The organism is Burkholderia pyrrocinia, assembly GCF_003330765.1.
Taxonomy (GTDB): Bacteria; Pseudomonadota; Gammaproteobacteria; order Burkholderiales; family Burkholderiaceae; genus Burkholderia; species Burkholderia pyrrocinia_B.
Genome location: NZ_CP024903.1, coordinates 2,635,634 through 2,657,245, shown reverse-complemented (window position 1 = coordinate 2,657,245; position 21,612 = coordinate 2,635,634). Strand labels below are relative to the sequence as shown.

Here is a 21,612-nt window from a genome sequence, read left to right as displayed (position 1 = left end):
GCGGATCGCGTCGCGACGCGCGACGCCGATGGCAGCGGGGCGCGCCGGTTGAGCGAAGCGGATGACGGCGACCGTACGCGTTTTTTCTGCCTGACGCACAATCGTGCGGAACGTACATGCGCCGTGCGGCAGCGCGCGCATCGCGCCGTCTTCGATTCTTTCGCCAAAGGCACGAATCATGTCATCTCGCACCTATCTCGTTACCGGCGCGTCGCGCGGCATCGGCCTCGCGGTCAGCGCAACGCTCGCCCGGCGCGGCCATCGCGTCATCGGCCTCGCGCGGCATGCGCAAGGCATCGATTTTCCCGGGGAATTGCTCGCATGCGATCTCGCCGATATCGAACAGACGGCGGCGACGCTCGCGCGCATCGGTGCGTCGGGCGATATCGACGGCATTGTGAACAACGCCGGCATCGCGTTGCCGCAGCCGCTCGGGCAGATCGACTTCCGCTCGCTGCAGGCCGTGTTCGATCTGAACGTGCGGGCTGCGATCCAGGTCACGCAGCATTTCGCCGACGCGATGAAGGCGCGCGGTCACGGGCGCATCGTCAATATCTGCAGCCGGGCGATCTTCGGCAGTCTCGACCGCACCGCCTACTCGGCCGCGAAGAGCGCGCTGGTCGGCTGCACGCGCACGTGGGCGCTCGAACTCGCCGAACATGGCGTGACCGTCAACGCGGTCGCGCCGGGCCCGATCGAGACGGAACTGTTCCGGCAGACGCGGCCGGTCGGCAGCGAAGCCGAACGCAAGATCCTCGCGACGATTCCCGCGCGCCGGCTCGGCACGCCCGACGACGTGGCCGCCGCGATCGCGTTCTTCCTGTCCGACGAAGCCGGTTTCGTCACGGGGCAGGTGCTGTCGGTGGACGGCGGCGGCAGCCTCGGCGGGCGGAGCTGACGCACGGCGGCGCGGGCCGCATTGCATATTCCCCCGCCCCGTTAGCATGTGACGAATCCGACTTTGGGCGCCGCGCGGGCGACGCTAAGATCGCCGATCCCGTAGATCGAGCGTTCCACAACAATGAAAAAGTCCGCGTCGCCGTTGCATGCTTTCCGTTTCCGTGTCGTCTGCGCCGCGATCGCCGGCGCGCTGTCGCTCGCGTCGTGCGGCGGCGTCGACAGCGATGCGCCGTCGCAGTCCGCCGCGACGCCGCCGCAAGTCGATCCGACGCCGGCCGCGAAACGCCCGAACATCCTGTACATCATGGCCGACGATCTCGGCTATTCCGACATCCATGCATTCGGCGGCGAGATCAACACGCCGAACCTCGACGCGCTCGTCGCGTCGGGCCGCATCCTGTCGAACCATCACACGGGCACCGTCTGCGCGATCACGCGCGCGATGCTGGTGTCCGGCACCGATCACCATCTCGTCGGCGAAGGCACGATGGGCGTGCCGACCGACGAGCGGCGCGGGCTGCCCGGCTACGAGGGCTACCTGAACGATCGCGCGCTGTCGTTCGCGCAATTGCTGAAGGACGCCGGCTACCACACGTACATCGCGGGCAAGTGGCACATCGGCTCGGGGATCGTCGGCAGCGCGACCGGCAGCGGGCAGACACCCGACCAGTGGGGCTTCGAGCGCAGCTACGTGCTGCTCGGCGGCGCGGCGACGAACCATTTCGCGCACGAGCCGGCCGGCTCGTCGAACTACACCGAAGACGGTAGCTATGTGCAGCCGGGCCAGCCCGGGCAACCGGGCGGCACGGGCGGCAGCCCGGCCGTGTTCTATTCGACCGATTTCTATACGCAGAAGCTGATCTCGTACATCGATTCGAACCAGCGCGACGGCAAGCCGTTCTTCGCGTACGCGGCGTACACGTCGCCGCACTGGCCGCTGCAGGTGCCCGATCCGTGGCTGCACAAGTACGCGGGCGTCTACGACGCCGGCTACGACGCGATCCGCAACGCGCGGATCGCGCGGCAGAAGGCGCTCGGCCTGATTCCCGCCGATTTCAAGCCGTTCGACGGCCTGCCCGAAACGACGGCGGCGTCGCCCGCGACGGCGAACAACGGCATCGCGGGCGCGAAATACATCAGCGCGGTGCATTCGGCCGCGGACGGCTACAGCGACTACGGCCCCGGCAAGGTCGACAAGCTGTGGTCGAGCCTGTCGCCGGCCGAGCGCAAGGCGCAGGCGCGCTACATGGAGATCTATGCGGGGATGGTCGAGAACCTCGACTACAACATCGGCCTGCTGATCCAGCACCTGAAGGACATCGGCGAATACGACAACACGTTCATCATGTTCCAGTCGGACAACGGCGCGGAAGGCTGGCCGATCGATTCCGGTGCGGACCCGACGGCGACCGACACCGCGAACGCGCAGGAGCCGGCCTATTCGGCGCTCGGCACCGACAACGGCAAGCAGAACGCGCAGCGCCTGCAGTACGGGTTGCGCTGGGCCGAAGTGAGCGCATCGCCGTTCCGGCTCACGAAGGGTTATTCGGCCGAAGGCGGCGTATCGACGCCGACGATCGTGCGCCTGCCGGGCCAGTCGCAGCAATTGCCGACGCTGCGCGCGTTCACGCACGTGACCGACAACACGGCGACCTTCCTCGCGGTCGCGGGCGTCACGCCGCCGTCGCAGCCGGCGCCGCCGCTCGTCAATACGCTGACGGGCGTCGACCAGAACAAGGGCAAGGTGATCTACAACAACCGCTACGTGTATCCGGTCACGGGCCAGTCGCTGCTGCCGGTGCTCACGGGCTCGGCGACGGGCGAGGTGCATACGACGCCGTTCGGCGACGAAGCCTACGGCCGCGCGTACCTGCGCAGCGCCGACGGCCGCTGGAAGGCGCTGTGGACCGAACCGCCGCTCGGGCCGCTCGACGGTCACTGGCAGCTTTACGACCTCGCGTCGGATCGCGGCGAGACGGCCGACGTGTCGGCGCAGAACCCGTCAGTGATCGAGACGCTCGTTGCGCAGTGGAAGACCTACATGAGCAACGTCGGCGGCGTCGAGCCGCTGCGTCCGCGCGGTTATTACTGAGTGCCCCCAAACCTGTCGCTTCGCTCCAGGGCCCCCGAGGGGGGCAAGAAAACTTGGGGCGGCCCGGCGTTTTCTTGAGAGGACGACACGATGCGGTTCCGGTTCTGGACGATCGGCGCGGCGCTCGCCGCCACGCTGTTCGCCGCCGCGTTCGCGGCCGGTTATGCGAATCCGGTAGCGCCGGCGGGCGGCGCTTTCGACGACGCGAATCGCGGCCGCGCGCTGACGCCGCTCGGCTCGGAGCGGCAGTGCGAACGCTATGCGGGGCTGCCGGCGAACTGGCGCGACGACCCGAAGGCCGGGATGGTGCACCTGCGCGGCGGCGCGTTCGTGTTCGGCAGCACGCGCGGTTATGCGGACGAGCGCCCGGTCGGCGACGGCCGCGCGCGCGTCGGCGGTTTCTGGATCGACCAGACCGACGTGACGATCGCGCAGTTCGCCGCGTTCGTGCAGGCGACCGGCTACGTGACCGAGGCCGAGCAGCAGGGCGGCGCGGCGGTGTTTCATGTGCCGACGCGCGACGAGATGAATGCGCGCGACCTCGCCTGGTGGTCATGGGTGAAGGGTGCGTCGTGGCGCCATCCGCGCGGGCCCCGCAGCGGCGTCGACGGGCTCGGCAACCTGCCTGTCACGCTCGTCACGCAGCGCGACGCGCTCGCGTATGCGCGCTGGCTCGGCCGTGACTTGCCGACCGAGGCCGAATGGGAATACGCGGGCAAGGCCGGCCGCGACGACGCATCGCTCGACGCGGCGCCGCGCGACGCGCAGGGCAAGCCGGCCGCGAACTACTGGCAGGGCGCGTTCCCGGTGCTCGACACGGCCGAGGACGGCCATGCGGGGCTCGCGCCCGTCGGCTGCTATGCGGCGAACGGGTTCCGGCTCTACGACATGATCGGCAACGCATGGGAATGGACGAAGGACGCGTACACGGGCCCGCACCAGTCGCACACGAATGGCGACACGGCGGCCGTCGCACCGCCGACGCGCCGGCACGATACGCCGATGGTCATCAAGGGCGGCTCGTTCTTGTGCTCGCGCGACTATTGCGTGCGCTATCGCGCGTCGTCGCGCGAACAGCAGGAAGCCGATCTCGGTGCGTCGCATATCGGTTTTCGCACGATCCTGAGGGATGCATCGTGAAGCGCGTCGCCCATGGTGTTGCCGCGTGGCTGATCGTTGCGTGCGGCATCGTCGATCCGCGTTCGATCCTTGCCGCCGAATCCGCTGCACCGGCCGTGCGCGTCGGCGTGACGCGCGGCGTGCATGCGCAGATCATGGACGAAGTGAAGCGGGTCGCCGCATCGCGAGGATTCGGTGTCGATGTCGTCGAATTCGACGATGCGTCGCGCATCGACGCGGCACTCGCGGACGGCCGGATCGACGCGGCCAGCTTCGAGGATGCGCAACAGCTTGCCGCAACACGTGCGCGGAAACGCTACGCACTGGCGGCAGTCGCGCCGACCGTCACGCTGCCGATGGCGCTCTATTCGCGCAAGCTGAAAAACCTGAACGAATTGCAGCCCGGCGCGACGGTCGCGATTCCCGCCGATCCGCGCGGGATGGCGCGCGCGCTCGTGCTGCTGCAGAACGACACGCTGGTGACGCTGCGCGAGCAGGCCGGCCTGCATGCGACGCTGCGCGACGTGACCGGCAACCGGCTCGGGCTGAAGCTCGTCGCATTGCGCCACGACCGGCTCTACGCCGCGCTCGACACGGCTGCGTTCGTCGCGATCGACAGCGACGATGCCACCCGCGCCGGGCTGCAGCCCGCGCGCGACAGCATCGGCATCGAGGACGCTCGCTCGCCGTATGCGAACGTGTTGACGGTGCGCAACGCCGATCGTGCGAAACCGTGGGTGACGCAACTCGTCGCCGCGTATCACTCGGACGACGTCGCGCGCTTCATCCTCACGCGCTATCAGGATTCGGTGCGGCGGCCGTGGTAGACACGTACCTGCTTGCGTGCAACGTATGTGGACGCTGCTGCAACAGCGCGCCGACGCTGTCGTTGCGTGAACTGTTCCAGCATCGGCGCCGCTTCGTCGGCGCGCTGACGATCCGCCGTGTGCCCGTCCTGCTCGCCGTAGCGCCGGTTTCCGCGCATTCGCGCGTGCCGTGCATCGACTTCATCGACGATCAGGTGCGTTGATCGGCGCGAGCATCGAAGCGGCGCTCGCGCGCCGACGCGCCGACGGCGGGCCCGACGCCGATACGCTCGCCGCGTGACGATCGCGGCACGTCGCGCGTGCCTTACACTTGGCGCCTTTCAACCGCCTTCGATGGAGCGTGCATGTACGCGTCGACCTTCAGTTTCCGTGCCGGACAGTACGACGACGAATTCCACCGGCTCGACCGGCAGATCGCCGACATGGCGCGCGCGACGCCCGGCTATCTCGGCGAGGAAACGTGGGAGAACGCCGAAGCGGGGCTGATCCAGAACGTCTACTACTGGGAATCCGAGGCGGCGCTGCAGCAATTGATGCAGCATCCCGCGCATCTCGAAGCGAAGGCGAAGCAGGCGCGCTGGCTGGACGGCTATCGCGTCGTGATCTCGAAGGTGCTCCGCGAGTACGGCGACGGCAAGCTGGCGCAGCCGCATGCGGGACAGTCCGCGTGACTTGCTGTCTGATTCATTTCGTTCGAATTACGAATAAATAACAGGAGGCCGCGCCCGGCGGCCCGCATTCGTGTGCGGGTTTTGGCGGCATCGCGTGCAATCAATTCTTCATCAAGCATGGCTAAGGTGGCGGGGCTTCACGTCGTCAGTTTGTCCACAAAAACATCCCCATTCGATGTCGTACGGAGCCTTGTCCATGCCGAATTTCGCCTTGTCCGCGAAGCGCCGCCGCGCGCTGCGCGATCGTACCGTTCCTGTCGTCGCACTGACGCTGATTGCCGCGAGCATTGGCGCGCAGGCCGCCTCGCATGACAACGGCGATGAAAGCCGTTTTGCGCCGGGTTTCGTGCCGGGCTTCCTGGTGCTCAGCCGCAGCGTCTACGACAACGTGTCGAGCAACGTCCAGCCCGGCGCGATCCTGCCGCCGAACTGCGCGAAAACCACCGGCGGTTGCGGTGCGGCTTCCGGCGCGACGAACGACGGCACCTATCCGTACGTGTGGAACAACGATCGCTACGACGGCAGCTTCGGCATCACGTCGCGCATCTTCCTCGACCAGATCACGCCGGCGGGCGGCGTCGTCAGCACGCTCGAAGTGCCGAACAGCCTGCAGAAGGGCGTCGCGCACGACCAGCTCGTGACGAGCTTCAGCTCGAAGTCCGAACTCGGTCTGCACCTGTCCGCCGACGGCAACTACCTGACGTTCATGGGTTACGTCGCGCCGGTCAACATGATCGACGTGTCGAACTCGAACACGCCGGCCGCGGTCGATACGACGAACCCGGACGGGCAGAACTTCTATCGCGCGATCGCGCGCGTCGACCGTCACGGGCATTTCCGTTTCACCGAGACGAATGCGTACAGCGGCAACAACGGTCGCGCCGCGATCCTGAACAACCGCGACGGCCGGGAGATCTACTACACGTCGGGCAATGCCGGCAACGGCGCGAATCCGCAGCCCGACGGCGTGATCCTCGGCGCGGGCGCGCAATTCATCGATGCGGCGAAGCACCATGAAGCGCAGCAGGATCCGGGCACGCCGACGCCGCTCGCGAGCTTCTCGGTCACCGAACTCGGCGCGAAGGCCGACAAGATCGGCAAGGACGACAACTTCCGCGGCATCGCGGTGCACGACAACGTCGTGTACTACACGAAGGGCAGCGGCAGCAACGGCGTGAATACCGTGTACTTCGTCGATACGACCGGCGCGGCGTGCCCGTCGGGCGTCGGCGTGCCGTCGCCGAAGGCCGCGCTGCCGACGGCGCCGCTCGCGTACAACGCGGCCACGCTGCAGACGACGGGCCTGCCGAGCAACATGTGCGTGCTGGCCGGCTTCCCGTCCACGCCGAACAAGACCGCGACGACGCTGTCCTACCCGTTCGGAATGTGGTTCGCCGACGCGAACACGCTGTATGTTGCGGACGAAGGCGACGGTTACACGGGCGGCCAGGACCTGTACACGCACGCGGCCGCACAGACGGGCGCCGGCCTGCAGAAGTGGGTGTACGACGCGAGCGCGAAGCAGTGGAAGCTTGCGTACACGCTGCAGAACGGGCTGAACCTCGGCCAGCCGTATTCGGTCGCCGGCTATCCGGTGGGCAACAATGCCGCGACGGGGCTGCCGTGGGCGCCGGCGACGGCCGGCCTGCGCAACCTGACGGGCCGCGTCGAACCTGACGGCACGGTGACGATCTGGGCGATCACGTCGACGGTCAGCGGCAACGGCGATGTCGGCGCCGACCCGAACCGGCTGGTTGCGGTGCGCGACGTGCTCCGGAACACGAGCGCGGCGACGGCTGCGCACGAGCAATTCGCCGTGCTGCGGACGGCGAAGTTTGCGGAAGTGCTGCGCGGCATCTCGTTCGCACCGGGCACCGAAACGGGCCGGTCGCACTGATGCAGGCGATGCCCGGCTGATGCCGGGCACGGGAGGCGCGGCCGCGCGTTTTGGCGGTCGCGCCTCCCAGGCTTATCGTGGCACGCGTTCAGTCGGCGCGTTGCGCTCCGCCGTCTTTCGACTCCGCTTGCGCCACGCGCTCCCAGATCGGGAACATCGCGTTCTGGATCGACGTCTGCGCGTCCCCGCCGCAAACACCTCACGCACACATCACCCCTTCAAAGCGCCTCGACCAGCAGCCGCTTGCTCTTCTCGCAGTACTCGTGACACGCGGCCCGCGCGGCGATCGACGCGCCGTGCACGAACCTCGGCGCGTCCGCGCGCCGCGACATCGACACGACGATCGACGGCGGCGACGGCTGCAGCGGCAGTTCGACGACTTCGCCGCTCTCGATCAGCGCATCGACGAACAGCACTGGAATCGCGGCGACGCCGAAGCCGTCGCGCACGAGCTGCACGATCACCGAGATCGACGGCGACCCGGTGATGCGTGTTTCCGACAGCGGCACGCCGTGCGCGTGGGCGAGCGTGCGGACGATATCCTCGAGCGCGCGGTGGGGCGCGGTGCCGCGCCCGTAGGTCAGGATCGGCTGGCGCAGCACCTGCCGCGCGAGACCCGTGCGCGTGTTCGGCAGCAGCCCGGCCCGCGCGATCCAGCGCACCGGATAGTTCGCGAGCGCGTCGCAGACGACAGACGCCTCGTCGCTGCCTTCGACGCGGATGATCAGGTCGAGCTCGCCGGCCATCAGCCGGCGCTGCAGCACCACGCTGACGTCGACGGTCAGGTCGATTTCGAGCTGCGGATAGTCGGCCGCGAGGCGGCGCAGGTAGTGCGGCAACCAGCTATGCACGACGGTCTCGATCACGCCCAGCCGCAGCTTGCCGCGCAGCGCGCTCTCGCCGGACGCGGCGGCCTGCAGCTCCTGCGTCGCCTCGACCACCGCTTTCGCATAACCGAGCAGGTACTCGCCGTTGGGCGTGAGCCGGAATTCGCGGCTGTCGCGGTCGACGAGCACGGTTTGCAGCTCGTCCTCGAGCGCCTTCAGGCGCTGCGAGATCGCGGCCGGCGTCGCATGCAGCGCGGCGGCCGTCGTGCGGAAGTTGCGCAGCTTCGCGAGCGTGACGAAGGTTTCGAGAAAACGCGTGTTCATGGCGGTCGGTCGGACGGTGGAAGCGCAGCTTGCCGGTGAGGAAAAGTGAACGGGACCGGGGAAAACCCCGAGATCCGTTAAGAAATTCTATACACGAAGCGCAAAAAAACTCGTTGGCGACAAAATTTTTTCTTTTCTATTCTTCGCCGTATCCGATGACGCAACACCGTCATCCCGACGACCTCCCGATCTGCGACTGAATACCATGACGCCTTCCGAATTCCGCCAGTCCGTGCGCCACGGCGCGTTCCGCGGCCCGACCGCAGGCCATTGCGGCCCGTTCGCGCAAGCGAACCTCGCAATCCTGCCCGACGCGTACGCGCACGATTTCCTGCGCTTCTGCCAGGCGAACCCGAAAGCGTGCCCGCTGCTCGGCGTCGGCGAACCGGGTGCGTTCCGGCTCGACGCGCTCGGCGAGGATCTCGACATCCGCACCGACGTGCCGAGCTACAACGTTTACCGCGATGGCCGCCTGACCGAGTGCGTCGAGTCGCTGGAAGCGCTGTGGCGCGACGATCTCGTCGTGTTCGCGATCGGCTGCTCGTTCTCGTTCGAGGACATGCTGGCGCGCGAAGGGATCGGCTTGCGTCACGTCGAGGAGGGGCGCAACGTGCCGATGTACCGCACGTCGATCGCGAACCGCCGCGCGGGGATCTTCGGCGGCCAGCTCGTCGTGTCGATGCGGCCGATGCGCGGCGCCGACGCGATCCGCGCGGTCCAGATCACGAGCCGGTTTCCGGGCGTGCACGGCGCGCCGATCCATATCGGCCACCCGCAGGAACTGGGCATCGCGGATTTGAACGCGCCCGAATTCGGCGACGCGGTAACGATCCGCGACGGCGAGCTGCCGGTGTTCTGGGCCTGCGGCGTGACGCCGCAAACCGCGCTGATGGACGCGAAGCTGCCGATTGCGATCGCGCATACGCCCGGCCACATGCTGATGACCGACATCACGAACGCGTCGCTGGCCGTGTTCTGACCCGGGATGACGGCGACGCACGCACGACACTCATTTGACGGCGCATAACGACAGGAGCACCACCATGGAAAGCAAGACCCTCGCGGCACCCGCCGCCGAGCCCGCGAGCCCCGAGCGCAACGGCCTGTTCTCGTGGTACGGCGACGCGCAGCCACGCGAGCGCCGCGCGTTCTGGAGCTGCAAGGTGGGCTACATGCTCGACGGGATGGACACGCAGATGCTGTCGTTCGTGATCCCGACGCTCGTCGCGACCTGGGGCATCTCGTTCGCGGACGCGGGCTTCATCGGCACGATCACGCTGCTCGCGTCGGCGCTCGGCGGCTGGATGGCGGGCATCCTGTCCGACCGGATCGGCCGCGTGCGCACGCTGCAGCTCACCGTGCTGTGGTTCGCCGTGTTCACCGCGCTGTGCGGGCTGGCACAGAGTTACCACCAGCTGCTCGCGGCGCGCGCGCTGATGGGCTTCGGCTTCGGCGGCGAATGGACGGCCGGCGCGGTGCTGATCGGCGAAGTGATCCGCGCGCGCGACCGCGGCAAGGCGGTCGGCCTCGTGCAGTCGGGCTGGGCGATCGGCTGGGGGCTGTGCGCGCTGCTGTATGCGCTGCTGTTCTCGGTGCTGCCGGCCGAGCAGGCATGGCGCGCGCTGTTCCTCGTCGGGCTCGCGCCCGCGCTGCTGGTCGTCGCGATCCGCCGCTACGTGAAGGAGCCGGACGTCTACGAGAAGGAGAAGGCCGCGCAGGCGCAAGTGGCCGATGCGCCGCGCCTCACCGAGATCTTCGCGCCGAAGCTGATCACGACGACGCTGCGCGCGGCGCTGCTGACGACCGGCGCGCAGGGCGGCTACTACGCGATCACGACGTGGCTGCCGACCTTCCTGAAGACCGAGCGGCACCTGACCGTGATGGGCACCGGCGGCTATCTCGCGATGATCATCTTCGGCTCGTGGGTCGGCTACCTGACGAGCGCGTACCTGACCGACCGCCTCGGCCGCAAGCCGAACTTCATCCTGTTCGCGGTCGGCTCGATGGTGATCGCATTCGCGTACACGTCGCTGAACCTGACCAATGCGTCGATGCTGTGGCTCGGCTTCCCGCTCGGCTTCTTCGCATCGGGCATCTTCTCGGGGATGGGCGCGTTCCTCACCGAACTGTTCCCGACCCGCGTGCGCGGCTCCGGCCAGGGCTTCTGCTACAACGTGGGCCGCGCGATCGGCGCACTGTTCCCGTTCCTGATCGGCGCGCTGTCGAAGCAGTACGGGCTCGGCACGAGCATCGGGATCTTCGCGGTCGCCGCGTACGGCGTGGTGATCGTCGCCGCGCTGACGCTGCCCGAGACGCGCGGCCGCGAACTCGACGCCGCGTAAGCGGCAGCGCGGCCCGCCCTTCGTTTTCTCCCCTTTTCATCGACCCGTGACACGGCGCGCGACGCGCGCCGTGCGGCGGCGCTCGTCCTTCGATTCAACGACGCATCGACCCGACATCATGACTGACCGACAGACTTCCCCCGTTTCCTCCGACGCCGCACGCTGGCAATTCTGGATCGACCGCGGCGGCACGTTCACCGACATCGTCGCGCGCCGGCCCGACGGCACGCTCGTCACGCACAAGCTGCTGTCGGAGAATCCCGAGCAGTACCGCGACGCGGCCGTGGCCGGCATCCGTCACCTGCTCGGCCTCGCCGACGGCGAGCCGATCACGCCCGCGCGCGTCGACATGGTGAAGATGGGCACGACGGTCGCGACCAACGCGCTGCTCGAACGCAAGGGCGAGCGCACCGCGCTCGCGACGACGCGCGGCTTTCGCGACGTGCTGCGCATCGCGTACCAGAACCGGCCGCGCCTGTTCGATCTCGACATCGTGCTGCCCGATGCGCTGTACGAGACGGTCGTCGAGATCGACGAACGCATCGGCGCGCACGGCGACGTCGTCGTGGCGCTCGATGCGGCGGGCGCCGAAGCGTCGCTGCGCCGCGTGTTCGACTCGGGCGTGCGCTCGCTCGCGATCGTGCTGATCCACGGCTATCGCCATACCGCGCACGAACGCGCGCTCGCCGAACTCGCGCGCCGCATCGGCTTCACGCAGGTGTCGGTGTCGCACGAGGTGTCGCCGCTGATGAAGATGGTGTCGCGCGGCGATACGACCGTCGTCGACGCGTACCTGTCGCCGATCCTGCGTCGTTATGTCGAGCAGGTCGCGCACGAGATGCCGGGCGTGAACCTGCAGTTCATGCAGAGCAGCGGCGGGCTGACGCGCGCCGACGCGTTCCAGGGCAAGGACGCGATCCTGTCGGGCCCGGCGGGCGGCATCGTCGGGATGGTGCGCGCCGCGCGCGCGGCCGGCTTCGCGCAGGTGATCGGCTTCGACATGGGCGGCACGTCGACCGACGTGTCGCACTACAACGGCGAGTTCGAGCGCGTGTTCGAGACGCAGGTGGCCGGCGTGCGGATGCGCGCGCCGATGATGAGCATCCACACGGTCGCCGCGGGCGGCGGCTCGGTGCTCGGCTTCGACGGCGCACGGCTGCGCGTCGGGCCCGAATCGGCCGGCGCGAACCCGGGGCCGGCTGCCTACCGGCGCGGCGGCCCGCTGACGGTGACCGACTGCAACGTGATGCTCGGCAAGATCCAGCCCGATCATTTCCCGCGCGTGTTCGGCCCGCATGCGGACCAACCGCTCGACCGCGACGGCGTGGTCGCGAAGTTCGCAGCGCTCGCCGATGAAATCCAGACGGCGACCGGGCGGCGCGAGACGCCCGAGGCGCTCGCCGAAGGCTTTCTGGAAATCGCGATCGGCAGCATGGCGAACGCGATCAAGAAGATTTCCGTGCAGCGCGGCCACGACGTGTCGCGCTACGTGCTGACGACGTTCGGCGGTGCGGGCGGCCAGCACGCGTGCGGCGTGGCCGACGCGCTCGGGATGACGCAGGTGTTCGCGCATCCGCTCGCGGGCGTGCTGTCCGCGTACGGGATGGGCCTCGCCGACCAGACCGCGATGCGCGAGCGCGCGGTCGAAGCCGTGCTGTCCGACACATCGCTGCCGGCGCTGAACGCGGCGCTCGACCGGCTGGCCGACGAGGCCGTCGGCGCGCTGCTCGAACAGGGCGTGCCGGCGGAGCGGATCGCGACCGAGCGGCGCGTGCACCTGCGCTACCAGGGCACCGATTCGGCGCTCGACGTGCCGGCCGGCAGCGTCGACGCGATGCAGCAGGCGTTCGAGGCCGCGTACCGGCAGCGCTACGCGTTCCTGATGCCCGGCACGCCGCTCGTCGCCGAGCTGGCCTCGGTCGAGGCGATCGGCCGCTCCGACGCGCCGGTGGAAATCGCACCGCTCGCGCCACGCGGAGCGGATGACGGCGGCGCGCCGCGCGCCGATTCCGCCGTGCGCTTTTATTCCGGCGGCCAGTGGCACGATGCGGCGCTCTACGTGCGCGACACGCTGCTGGCCGGCGACGCGATCGACGGCCCGGCGATCGTCGCCGAACGCAATGGCACGACCGTCGTCGAGCCCGGCTGGCGCGCGCGGATGACCGCGCAGGGCAACCTCGTGCTGACGCGCACGACGCCGCTGCCGACGCGCCGCTCGCTCGGCACCGACGCCGATCCCGTGCGGCTCGAGATCTTCAACAACCTGTTCATGTCGATCGCCGAGCAAATGGGGCTGCGGCTGCAGAACACCGCGTACTCGGTGAACATCAAGGAGCGGCTCGACTTCTCGTGCGCGATCTTCGACGGCGACGGCAACCTGATCGCCAATGCGCCGCACATGCCCGTGCACCTCGGCTCGATGGGCGAGAGCATCCGCACGGTGATCGAGCGCAACCGCGGCCGCATGCGCGACGGCGACGTCTTCATGCTGAACGACCCGTATCACGGCGGCACGCACCTGCCGGACGTGACGGTCATCACGCCGGTGTTCGCGGACGGCGCGGTGGAACCGCTGTTCTACGTCGGCTCGCGCGGCCACCATGCGGACATCGGCGGCACGACGCCGGGCTCGATGCCGCCCGATTCGACCCATATCGACGAGGAGGGCGTGCTGATCGACAACTGGCAGCTCGTGTCGGCGGGTGTGCTGCGCGATGCCGACACGCGCGCGCTGCTGGCGTCGGGCCGCTACCCGGCGCGCAACGTCGAGCAGAACATGGCCGACCTGCGCGCGCAGGTCGCCGCGAACCAGAAGGGCGTCGACGAATTGCGCCGGATGGTCGCGCAGTTCGGCCGCGACGTCGTGCTCGCGTTCATGGGGCACGTGCAGGACAACGCGGAAGAAGCCGTGCGGCGCGTGATCGGCGCGCTGCAGGACGGCGCGTACCGCTACCCGCTCGACAACGGCGCCGAGATTCGCGTCGCGATCCGCGTCGATCGTGCGGCGCGGCGCGCGGAGATCGACTTCACCGGCACGTCCGCGCAGCTCGACAACAACTTCAACGCGCCGAAGGCCGTCTGCATGGCCGCCGTGCTGTACGTGTTCCGCACGCTCGTCGGCGACGACATCCCGCTGAACGCCGGCTGCCTGAAGCCGCTCACGGTGATCGTGCCCGCGCGCTCGATGCTTAACCCCGAGTATCCGGCGGCGGTCGTGTCGGGCAACGTCGAGACGTCGTCGGCGATCACCAATGCGCTGTACGGCGCGCTCGGCTGCGTCGCGTCGAGCCAGGGCACGATGAATAATTTCACATTCGGCAACGCTCAGTACCAGTATTACGAGACGATTGCGGGCGGCAGCGGCGCGGGCGACGGGTTCGCGGGTGTCGGTGCGGTGCAGACGCACATGACGAACTCGCGGCTCACCGATCCGGAGGTGCTCGAATGGCGCTATCCGGTGCGGCTCGATTCGCACCGGATCCGCGCCGGGTCGGGCGGCGGCGGGCGCTGGCGCGGCGGCGACGGCGCGGTGCGGCGGATCCGCTTCCTCGAGCCGATGACCGCGTCGATCCTGTCGAACAACCGGATCCACGCGCCGTTCGGCGCGGCGGGCGGCGAAGCCGGCGCGCTCGGCCGCAACACGATCGAGCGCGCGGACGGCTCGGTCGAGGCACTCGACCATATCGGCCGCGCGCAGATGGCGCCGGGCGACGTGTTCGTCGTCGAAACGCCGGGCGGCGGCGGTTACGGCGCGGCGGGCTGAGCCGCGCAACCGGCGCGGGGGGGCCGCGCCGGTGGGCTGACGAAATTGCAACGAACTGTGGGATAAAACTACGCATTCACGCACGAACGGAATCAAAAATGGCCGAAAGTCGCGTGGCCAGAATGCGATCCGACCCTGCCGCCACGGTTCTGCAATGTCTTGGTCCCGATCTTCTGGAATCGACCGCAAACGCCCGCCCGGCGGGGCGCTCAGCCCGTCTAGCCGGCCCCGTTGCGCGGCGCCGCACCGGCGCTTGCGCATGGCGCCAATCATGAAAAATCCGGCTTGCCAATCGAGTTCCGATTCCTTGACACTCTGCTCCAAATGTGAGTGCCAATCCTGTTCGTCATTTGATAAGATGGCTCTCATCGTTCGTTAGGCAGAACCTGCGCGCATCACGCGTGAACGCCGGGTCGCATTGGTTGGAAACAAGTACGGGACGCGGGCCGCTGTCACGGCAATCACGACTGCCGTGCCGGGAACGCGCGCTGCGCGGCCCGGGAAGGCGGTCGGCCAGTTCGCCTCCGTCTACACTGTGCGTTTTTTCTGGATCGGGGCGTGTCCATGGATGACGAAAACGATAGCGCGGTGCTCGAGGCGCATGTCGGTACGCGCAGCCCCTGCTGGCGTCTCGGCAGTGACAGCAATGCGCTCGAACTGGCCGCCGTCCGCGGCCTGACCAACGTCGCCGTTGCGCTGACGGTCGAGCAGGCCGCGCGCATCCGCGCGCTGACGGGCGTCACGTCGCACCTCGTGCTCGAGATCGCGCTGTTCGGCCATTCGGTCAGCCTCCATCTCGTCGGCAAGAAGGTCGACACGTCCAACTGGGCCGGCACGGCCTGCGCCTATTCCGATGCCGTGTCCGTCGCGGGCGATCTCGCGCACGGGCTCTCGTTCGCCGAGCAGGTCGTGTCCGAAGTGAATTCGCTCGTCGTGATCCTCGACCGCAACGGGATGGTGCAGCGCTTCAACCGCCTGTGCGAGGAAGTGACGGGCAAGCGCGAGGTCGACGTGATCGGCCGCAGCGCGTTCGAGCTGTTCATGAGCGCCGAGCAGGGCGCGCAGTCGCGCAGCAACATCACCGGCTTTTTCGCGAGCAACCACTCGTTCGCGGTCGAGCGCTACATCAACACGGTCAACGGGCCGCGCCTGTTCCAGTTCCGCAACAAGTTCGTGCAGAGCGGCAGCGGCGTCGAGGAGCAGTTCCTGATCTGCTCGGGCATCGACGTCACCGAGGAACGCAACGCGCAGCAGCGGCTCATCGAGCTCGCGAACACCGACGTGCTCACCGGGCTGCCGAACCGCCATGCGATCAGCGAGCGCATCCACGCGGCGATCGCCGCGGAGAGTGCCGAGTCGCACGGCCAGGTCGGCATCCTGTTCCTCGATCTCGACAACTTCAAGCGCGTCAACGATCACTACGGGCACATCACCGGCGACCGGCTGCTGCAGGACGTGTCGACGATCATCAGCGGCTGCCTGTCGTCCGGCGCGACGCTCGCGCGGCTCGGCGGCGATGAATTCCTCGTGCTGTTCGAGCACGGTACGCGGCCGCTGCTCGAAGCGACCGCGCAGATCATCCTCGAACGGCTGCGCACGCCGATTCACCTCGGGCTGATGGAGGTCTACACGAGCTGCTCGATCGGCATCGCGATGCATCCGCAGCACGGCGATTCGCTCGAGACGCTGATCCGCAGCGCGGACACCGCGATGTACGTCGCGAAGGAAGAAGGCAAGCATACGTACCGCGTGTTCTCGCTGGAGATGAACCAGAAGGTCGCGAAGTACATGTGGCTCGACACGAACCTGCGCAAGGCGCTCGAGGAAGAGCAGTTCGTGCTGCACTACCAGCCGGTCGTCGATATCGCCACGGGCGACGTGCACGGCGTCGAGGCGCTGATCCGCTGGCAGTCGCCCGATCGCGGGCTGGTCGCGCCGGTCGAGTTCATCCGTTTCGCGGAGGAGTCGGGCCTGATCGCACCGCTCGGGCGCTGGGTGATGCGTACCGCGGCCGCGCAGGCCGCCGCGTGGAAGGCGAAGGGGCTCGGCATCCGGATCGCGGTGAACATGTCCGCGCGGCAGTTGCAGGACATGAACATCGTGCACCAGCTCGCATCGATTCTCGACAGCGCGGGGCTGAAGCCCGGCCTGCTCGACATCGAGCTGACCGAGAGCTGCTTCATCGAGGACGAGGATGCGGCCAACGGGCTGATGCGGCAGTTCCGCCAGCTCGGCGCGGAGATCCATCTCGACGATTTCGGCACCGGCTATTCGTCGCTGTCGCAGTTGTCGCGCCTGCCGCTCGACGCGATCAAGCTCGACCGCAGCTTCATCACGGGCATCGACCGCAATCCGCGCTCGCAGGCGCTGGTGCGCTCGGTCGTGTCGCTCGCGAAGGCGCTGAATTTCTCGGTGGTCGCCGAAGGCGTCGAAACGCATGCGGAAGCCGACTTCCTCAAACAGCTCGACGTCGACCACGCGCAGGGCTACTACTACGCGCGCCCGATGCCGGCCCAGGCATTCGAGGCGTGGCTCGCGGAGACGAGAAAGCTCAGGCTGATCGCCTGAGCTTCGTTCCCGCGCGGGGCGCCGCCGGCAAGCGGCGGCGCCGGTCGCATTACACCGTGCGCAGCTTCGACACGCGCCGGTTCTGCAGCATCACGAGGCGTTCCATGTACGCGAGGTCCTTCGACTCGATCGTGAACGCCGCCTGCACCCACGCTTCCGTGATGTCCATCAGCTCCGAGCGCGTCAGCTGGAACACGCGCTCGCGTGCGCGCAGCATCGCGCGCACGCCGTTCAGCTTCGGCTTCGTCACGTCGATGAAGGTGCGCGTCGCGAGATACGCGTCACCGGCGTCGAACGTCTGGTCGATCAGCCCGCAGTCCTCGTACCACTCGGCCGCATGCGTTTCGCCGGTCGCGATCAGCGATTCCGCGAGGCCGCGGTCCGCCTTGCGCGCAACCAGCGAATAGCCGCCCATGCCCGGGAACAGGTTGAACGCGATCTCGGGGAACCCGAGCTTCACGCCCTTCTGCGCGAGCATGTAGTGATGCGCGAGCGCGGCCTCGAAGCCGCCGCCGAGCGCGCTGCCCTCGACCATCGCGATCGAGATCGCCCCGGTGCCGAAGCCCGTGTAGATCTCGTATACGCCGTCGATGCAGGAGCGCGCATAGGCCATCAGTTGGTCGCGCCGGCCGCTGCGGATCGCGTCGACGAAGAAGCTCAGGTCGCCGCCGACGTTGAACAACTCGGGGACGAGCGAGCCCGTCACCCAGAAGTCGAACGGCAGGCCCGAGTCGCGTGCGACGCGCGCGAGATGGATGATGTCGGTGACGAGTTGCTGGTTGAAGCACGGCCGCGGCTCCGATCGCAGCATCATCCACATGACGTTGCGGCCTTCTTCGTAAAAGGCAGTCAGTTGCGTCAGTTCGCCGGCTTCATAAAACGGACGGCACGCCGGATGGGATTGGAGTTGCATGGTATGTCCTCGAGAGTTGTGGTTTTTGACGGCCGTCGCACCAGGCGCCATGCGGGAGTCGGGTTGCCCGCCGGGCGCCGGGCGCGAGGCATCGCCATTGTTGCGCGCACACAAATGTCGAATTGCGGGGAACAACGCACGACCGGAACGCGGGCGCCGATCGCGTCCATGCGGACGGGGCGGGCGGCGACGGGGGGGCGGGTATCGGGAGGCGGCGGCCGGCGCGCCGGGCGCGGCCGATACGGGCGGGAAGGCGGGCGGGGAGCGGGCCGGAAGCAGGCCGGGGCGGGTTCGCCGCCCTGCGCGAACGCGTGCAAACGGCTGACCCGGCGTGCCGCCGCGGCCATTCGCATCCGCTTACACGCTGAAAGCGGCGCCGGGCCGCCGGACGGCTCCTATGGAATGTGCGGACTGGCGCCGCGCCTGCGCGTCGATTAGCTTTAGAGGATTGCGCCGACGCGCCCGGAATTCCGGGAGGGGACCATGACCGCATTCGAGAAGGTGTGGCAGTTGCTCGTCGGCAAGCCGCTGGACCCGCTCGATCCGCGCACGCGCCATGCGATCGCCGTGACGCCGTTGCTGGCCTGGGTCGGGCTCGGCGCCGACGGCCTGTCGTCGTCGTGTTACGGCCCGGAGGAGGCGTTCCTCGCGCTGGCGCACCACACGCCGCTCGCGCTGTTCCTCGCGCTCGCGACCGCGGCGACCGTGTTCATCATCGCGCTCGGCTACAACCAGGTGATCGAGCTGTTCCCGACGGGCGGCGGCGGCTACCGCGTCGCGACCTCGCTGCTCGGGTCGAAGCCGGGGCTCGTGTCGGGCGCGGCGCTGCTGGTCGACTACGTGCTGACCGTCGCGACCTCGCTCGCGAGCGGCGTCGATGCGTTCTTCAGCCTGCTGCCGGTCAGCGCGCAGGTGTTCAAGCTCACGGCCGAGATCGTGCTGATCCTGCTGATGACGGGGCTCAACTTCCGCGGGATGCGCGAATCGATCATGGTGCTGCTGCCGATCTTCATCGGCTTCGTGATCCTGCACTTCGGGCTGATCGTGTATGGCGTCGCCGTGCACGGCAGCAACCTGGCGATGATCGTGCCCGACGCCGTGCACGAAGCGCACGGGATGTCGCAGTCGCTCGGCGTATTCGTGATGCTCGCGTTGCTGATGCGCGCGTTCTCGCTGGGCGGCGGTACCTATACGGGCCTCGAGGCCGTGTCGAACAACGTGAACATGCTGGCCGATCCGCGCGTGCCGAACGGCAAGGTGACGATGTGGTACATGTCGACGTCGCTCGCGTTCACGGCCGGCGGCATCATCCTGCTGTACATGCTGTGGAACGCGCGGCCCGTCGAAGGCGAAACGCTCAACGCGGTCGTGTTCGGCAGCGTGATCGACCATCTCGGGCTCGGCTCGGCGTTCGCGCGTCACGCCTTGCTCGCGGCCGTGCTCGCGTTCGAGGCCGGGCTGCTGCTGGTCGGCGCGCAGACGGGCTTTCTCGACGGCCCGGCCGTGCTGTCGAACATGGCGTCGGATTCGTGGGTGCCGCGCCATTTCCGCGACCTGTCGACGCGCCTCGTGCGGCAGAACGGCATCATCGTCGTCGGCCTGTCGAGCCTGCTGATCCTGCTGTGGACGCACGGCAACGTCGACGTGCTCGTCGTGCTGTACAGCATCAACGTGTTCCTCACGTTCAGCATGTCGCTGCTCGGGATGTGCACGTACTGGTGGCGCCATCGCAGCGAGCGCGGCTGGTTCAAGCACTTCTTCCTGTCGGCGCTCGGGCTGAGCGTGACGGCGACCGTGCTCGTCATCACGCTGGTCGAGAAGTTCACGGCGGGCGGCTGGCTCACGGTGCTCGTGACGAGCGCGGTGATCGCGCTGTGCTTCGTGATCAACCGCCACTATGCGTACACGCGCACGCAGCTCGCGAAGGAAGATGCGCTGTTCTCCGGGCAGCCGCCCGAAGTCGACGAGGCGAGCGCGCCGGGCCAGCCCGATCCGTCGCAACCGACGGCCGTGCTGCTGGTCGGCAAGCATCGCGGCGCGAGCATGCACGCGCTGCTGTGGGTGAACCGGCTGTTTCCCGGGCATTTCCGCAACGTGATCTTCCTCGCGGTGGGCGAAGTCGATGCGAAGGCGTATGACGGGCACGAGCATCTCGAACGGCTGCGCGGCACGATCACCGAAGCACTCGACTACTACGTCGCGCATTGCCGGCGCAACGGCATCGCGGCCGACTACCGGATCGCGTTCGGCACGAATCCCGTCGTGGAATTCATGAACCTCGCGTCGTCGACACTCGACGCGTATCCGAACGCCGTGTGCTTCGCGAGCAAGCTGATTTTCCGGCGCGTGAATTTCCTGACCGCGTGGCTGCACAACCAGACGCCTGTCGAGCTGCAGGCGCGCCTGCATGTCGAGGGCAAGCAGATGGTGCTGCTGCCGATGAATGTCGGGTAGCGGCACGGCGCGCATCATGCGCCGCGCGCGGCGCCGATTGCCGGATTCGCCATACGATTGCGGCCGTTCAGGGTCTGCACGCTTGAATGCATCACAATGTGATATAAAATCAAAGCAGGCCTTCGTGCCATCCGGCCTCTACGCCGCAAACGAACCCGGCCGCGCGACGCGCGCATCGTGCCGGGCGAACGTCCGGTTCAGAAGAACGGGGCGGCGATCACGCGCAGCGGGATGGCCGACAGGCCTCGCCGCGACCGGCGGCGCGATGCGCCGTACGGGTTCGCGGCGACGACAAGGGGAAATGACGATGCTGGTGACGTTTCGGTCCTCCGCCGCACCCGATATCGTGATGTTGCGCGATCTGGCGCAGTATCTGCTGGGGCTGGTCGGCAAGGGGCTCGACGTACGCGGCGTGATTGCCACCGACGAACTGCCGGGCGCGATCGCGCGGCTCGAGCAGGCAATCAGGGACGATGCGGCACGGGAACGCGCGCACGAGCATTCGACGCTGGCATTGCGCGACGACGCGTCGCCGCATGCGAGCGGGCTCGCGCAGCGCGCGTGGCCGCTGCTGGACATGATGCGTGCGGCTCACGATCAGGGCCGGCACGTGATGTGGGGCGTGTAGGCGCGCATCGCGCGCGTGCCGCCCGCAGAACCGGACCTCCGCTGGAAGGCCGACGGCCTCGCGTCGAACGACGCGCATGCCGTCGGCCGATTTTTTTGCGCGGCACGCTCGTCGGCGCGGTTACGGATGATGATGCGTATGCGAGCGTGACGAGCGTCGTGCGGAGCGGTGCAGCAACCTGTCGCGCGTACGATCGCGGCCGCGTTGGGCAGCGAAAAACAGCACCGCGAACACGAGAACCGCGAGCATCACGACGATCTGGACAATACCGTTTTCCATGTCACCTC

General features: G+C 68.1%; 15 protein-coding genes and 1 pseudogene. 13 read left to right on the top strand and 3 right to left on the bottom strand.

The genetic code is table 11. The annotated features are described in order from the left end of the window. Positions 1-178: 178 nt before the first annotated feature. The 7 genes and pseudogenes from CUJ89_RS29690 to CUJ89_RS29660 all read left to right on the top strand — a co-directional run bounded on the left by CUJ89_RS29690 (position 179) and on the right by CUJ89_RS29660 (position 7,506). Positions 179-898 carry an SDR family oxidoreductase gene (locus CUJ89_RS29690; protein WP_114180841.1) on the top strand — a complete coding sequence of 240 codons (720 nt, stop codon included), beginning with the start codon at positions 179-181 and terminating at the stop codon, positions 896-898. Positions 899-1,021: 123 nt separating this feature from the next. Continuing rightward, positions 1,022-2,992, top strand: coding sequence for an arylsulfatase (locus tag CUJ89_RS29685; protein ID WP_114180840.1), 1,971 nt, complete (start codon positions 1,022-1,024; stop codon positions 2,990-2,992). Positions 2,993-3,082: 90 nt separating this feature from the next. Beyond that, on the top strand, positions 3,083-4,132 hold the full coding sequence (locus CUJ89_RS29680) for a formylglycine-generating enzyme family protein (RefSeq protein WP_114180839.1): 1,050 nt from the start codon (positions 3,083-3,085) through the stop codon (positions 4,130-4,132). Beyond that, entirely contained in the window at positions 4,129-4,938 is an 810-nt protein-coding gene (locus CUJ89_RS29675; protein WP_114180838.1) for a MetQ/NlpA family lipoprotein, read from the top strand. The genes CUJ89_RS29680 and CUJ89_RS29675 overlap by 4 nt, the downstream gene beginning before the upstream one ends. After that, positions 4,845-5,063 (top strand): annotated as a pseudogene (locus CUJ89_RS38690) (flagellin N-methylase); the annotation flags it as partial. The gene CUJ89_RS29675 and the pseudogene CUJ89_RS38690, both read left to right, overlap by 94 nt. 219 nt (positions 5,064-5,282) lie before the next feature. Beyond that, positions 5,283-5,609: an antibiotic biosynthesis monooxygenase family protein gene (locus tag CUJ89_RS29665; protein WP_114180837.1), complete on the top strand. Its 327-nt coding sequence runs from the start codon at positions 5,283-5,285 to the stop codon at positions 5,607-5,609. A 196-nt stretch (positions 5,610-5,805) separates the two neighbouring features. Continuing rightward, entirely contained in the window at positions 5,806-7,506 is a 1,701-nt protein-coding gene (locus CUJ89_RS29660; protein ID WP_114180836.1) for a hypothetical protein, read from the top strand. Positions 7,507-7,724: 218 nt separating this feature from the next. Here CUJ89_RS29660 and CUJ89_RS29655 read toward each other — a convergent pair whose 3' ends face one another. Next, positions 7,725-8,657 (bottom strand): LysR family transcriptional regulator, encoded by a 933-nt coding sequence (locus tag CUJ89_RS29655; RefSeq protein WP_114180835.1) that lies wholly within the window; start codon positions 8,655-8,657, stop codon positions 7,725-7,727. Between the two features lie 205 nt (positions 8,658-8,862). Here CUJ89_RS29655 and CUJ89_RS29650 point away from each other — a divergent pair, with 205 nt between their 5' ends. From CUJ89_RS29650 to pdeR, 4 genes are all read left to right on the top strand, one after another. After that, on the top strand, positions 8,863-9,636 hold the full coding sequence (locus CUJ89_RS29650) for a putative hydro-lyase (protein WP_114180834.1): 774 nt from the start codon (positions 8,863-8,865) through the stop codon (positions 9,634-9,636). Positions 9,637-9,700: 64 nt separating this feature from the next. Further along, positions 9,701-10,999: an MFS transporter gene (locus tag CUJ89_RS29645; protein WP_114180833.1), complete on the top strand. Its 1,299-nt coding sequence runs from the start codon at positions 9,701-9,703 to the stop codon at positions 10,997-10,999. A gap of 118 nt (positions 11,000-11,117) precedes the next feature. Next, positions 11,118-14,762: a hydantoinase B/oxoprolinase family protein gene (locus CUJ89_RS29640; protein WP_114180832.1), complete on the top strand. Its 3,645-nt coding sequence runs from the start codon at positions 11,118-11,120 to the stop codon at positions 14,760-14,762. A 564-nt stretch (positions 14,763-15,326) separates the two neighbouring features. Beyond that, positions 15,327-17,330 carry a cyclic di-GMP phosphodiesterase gene (gene pdeR, locus CUJ89_RS29635; RefSeq protein WP_114180831.1) on the top strand — a complete coding sequence of 668 codons (2,004 nt, stop codon included), beginning with the start codon at positions 15,327-15,329 and terminating at the stop codon, positions 17,328-17,330. A 49-nt stretch (positions 17,331-17,379) separates the two neighbouring features. On the opposite strand, the gene CUJ89_RS29630 is transcribed toward pdeR, so the two are convergent. Next, positions 17,380-18,243, bottom strand: coding sequence for a crotonase/enoyl-CoA hydratase family protein (locus CUJ89_RS29630; protein ID WP_114180830.1), 864 nt, complete (start codon positions 18,241-18,243; stop codon positions 17,380-17,382). Between the two features lie 483 nt (positions 18,244-18,726). Between CUJ89_RS29630 and CUJ89_RS29625 the strand changes: the two genes are divergently transcribed. Beyond that, positions 18,727-20,697 carry an APC family permease gene (locus CUJ89_RS29625; protein WP_114180829.1) on the top strand — a complete coding sequence of 657 codons (1,971 nt, stop codon included), beginning with the start codon at positions 18,727-18,729 and terminating at the stop codon, positions 20,695-20,697. Positions 20,698-21,004: 307 nt separating this feature from the next. Continuing rightward, the gene (locus tag CUJ89_RS29620) at positions 21,005-21,325 is read left to right on the top strand and encodes a DUF1840 domain-containing protein (protein WP_114181626.1); all 321 of its coding nucleotides are present in this window, start codon (positions 21,005-21,007) and stop codon (positions 21,323-21,325) included. A 120-nt stretch (positions 21,326-21,445) separates the two neighbouring features. Here CUJ89_RS29620 and CUJ89_RS38390 read toward each other — a convergent pair whose 3' ends face one another. Then, complete coding sequence (locus CUJ89_RS38390; RefSeq protein ID WP_201752344.1) at positions 21,446-21,604, bottom strand: hypothetical protein; 159 nt, start codon at positions 21,602-21,604, stop codon at positions 21,446-21,448. Positions 21,605-21,612: the final 8 nt, after the last annotated feature.

What these genes read in the sequence shown, in the direction of transcription:
- CUJ89_RS29690 (WP_114180841.1), top strand. Translation starts at nt 179, where the DNA reads ATGTCATCTCGCACCTATCTCGTTACCGGCGCGTCGCGCGGCATCGGC.
- CUJ89_RS29685 (WP_114180840.1), top strand. Translation starts at nt 1,022, where the DNA reads ATGAAAAAGTCCGCGTCGCCGTTGCATGCTTTCCGTTTCCGTGTCGTC.
- CUJ89_RS29680 (WP_114180839.1), top strand. Translation starts at nt 3,083, where the DNA reads ATGCGGTTCCGGTTCTGGACGATCGGCGCGGCGCTCGCCGCCACGCTG.
- CUJ89_RS29665 (WP_114180837.1), top strand. Translation starts at nt 5,283, where the DNA reads ATGTACGCGTCGACCTTCAGTTTCCGTGCCGGACAGTACGACGACGAA.
- CUJ89_RS29660 (WP_114180836.1), top strand. Translation starts at nt 5,806, where the DNA reads ATGCCGAATTTCGCCTTGTCCGCGAAGCGCCGCCGCGCGCTGCGCGAT.
- CUJ89_RS29655 (WP_114180835.1), bottom strand. Translation starts at nt 8,657, where the DNA reads ATGAACACGCGTTTTCTCGAAACCTTCGTCACGCTCGCGAAGCTGCGC.
- CUJ89_RS29650 (WP_114180834.1), top strand. Translation starts at nt 8,863, where the DNA reads ATGACGCCTTCCGAATTCCGCCAGTCCGTGCGCCACGGCGCGTTCCGC.
- CUJ89_RS29645 (WP_114180833.1), top strand. Translation starts at nt 9,701, where the DNA reads ATGGAAAGCAAGACCCTCGCGGCACCCGCCGCCGAGCCCGCGAGCCCC.
- CUJ89_RS29640 (WP_114180832.1), top strand. Translation starts at nt 11,118, where the DNA reads ATGACTGACCGACAGACTTCCCCCGTTTCCTCCGACGCCGCACGCTGG.
- pdeR (WP_114180831.1), top strand. Translation starts at nt 15,327, where the DNA reads ATGGATGACGAAAACGATAGCGCGGTGCTCGAGGCGCATGTCGGTACG.
- CUJ89_RS29630 (WP_114180830.1), bottom strand. Translation starts at nt 18,243, where the DNA reads ATGCAACTCCAATCCCATCCGGCGTGCCGTCCGTTTTATGAAGCCGGC.
- CUJ89_RS29625 (WP_114180829.1), top strand. Translation starts at nt 18,727, where the DNA reads ATGACCGCATTCGAGAAGGTGTGGCAGTTGCTCGTCGGCAAGCCGCTG.
- CUJ89_RS29620 (WP_114181626.1), top strand. Translation starts at nt 21,005, where the DNA reads ATGCTGGTGACGTTTCGGTCCTCCGCCGCACCCGATATCGTGATGTTG.
- CUJ89_RS38390 (WP_201752344.1), bottom strand. Translation starts at nt 21,604, where the DNA reads ATGGAAAACGGTATTGTCCAGATCGTCGTGATGCTCGCGGTTCTCGTG.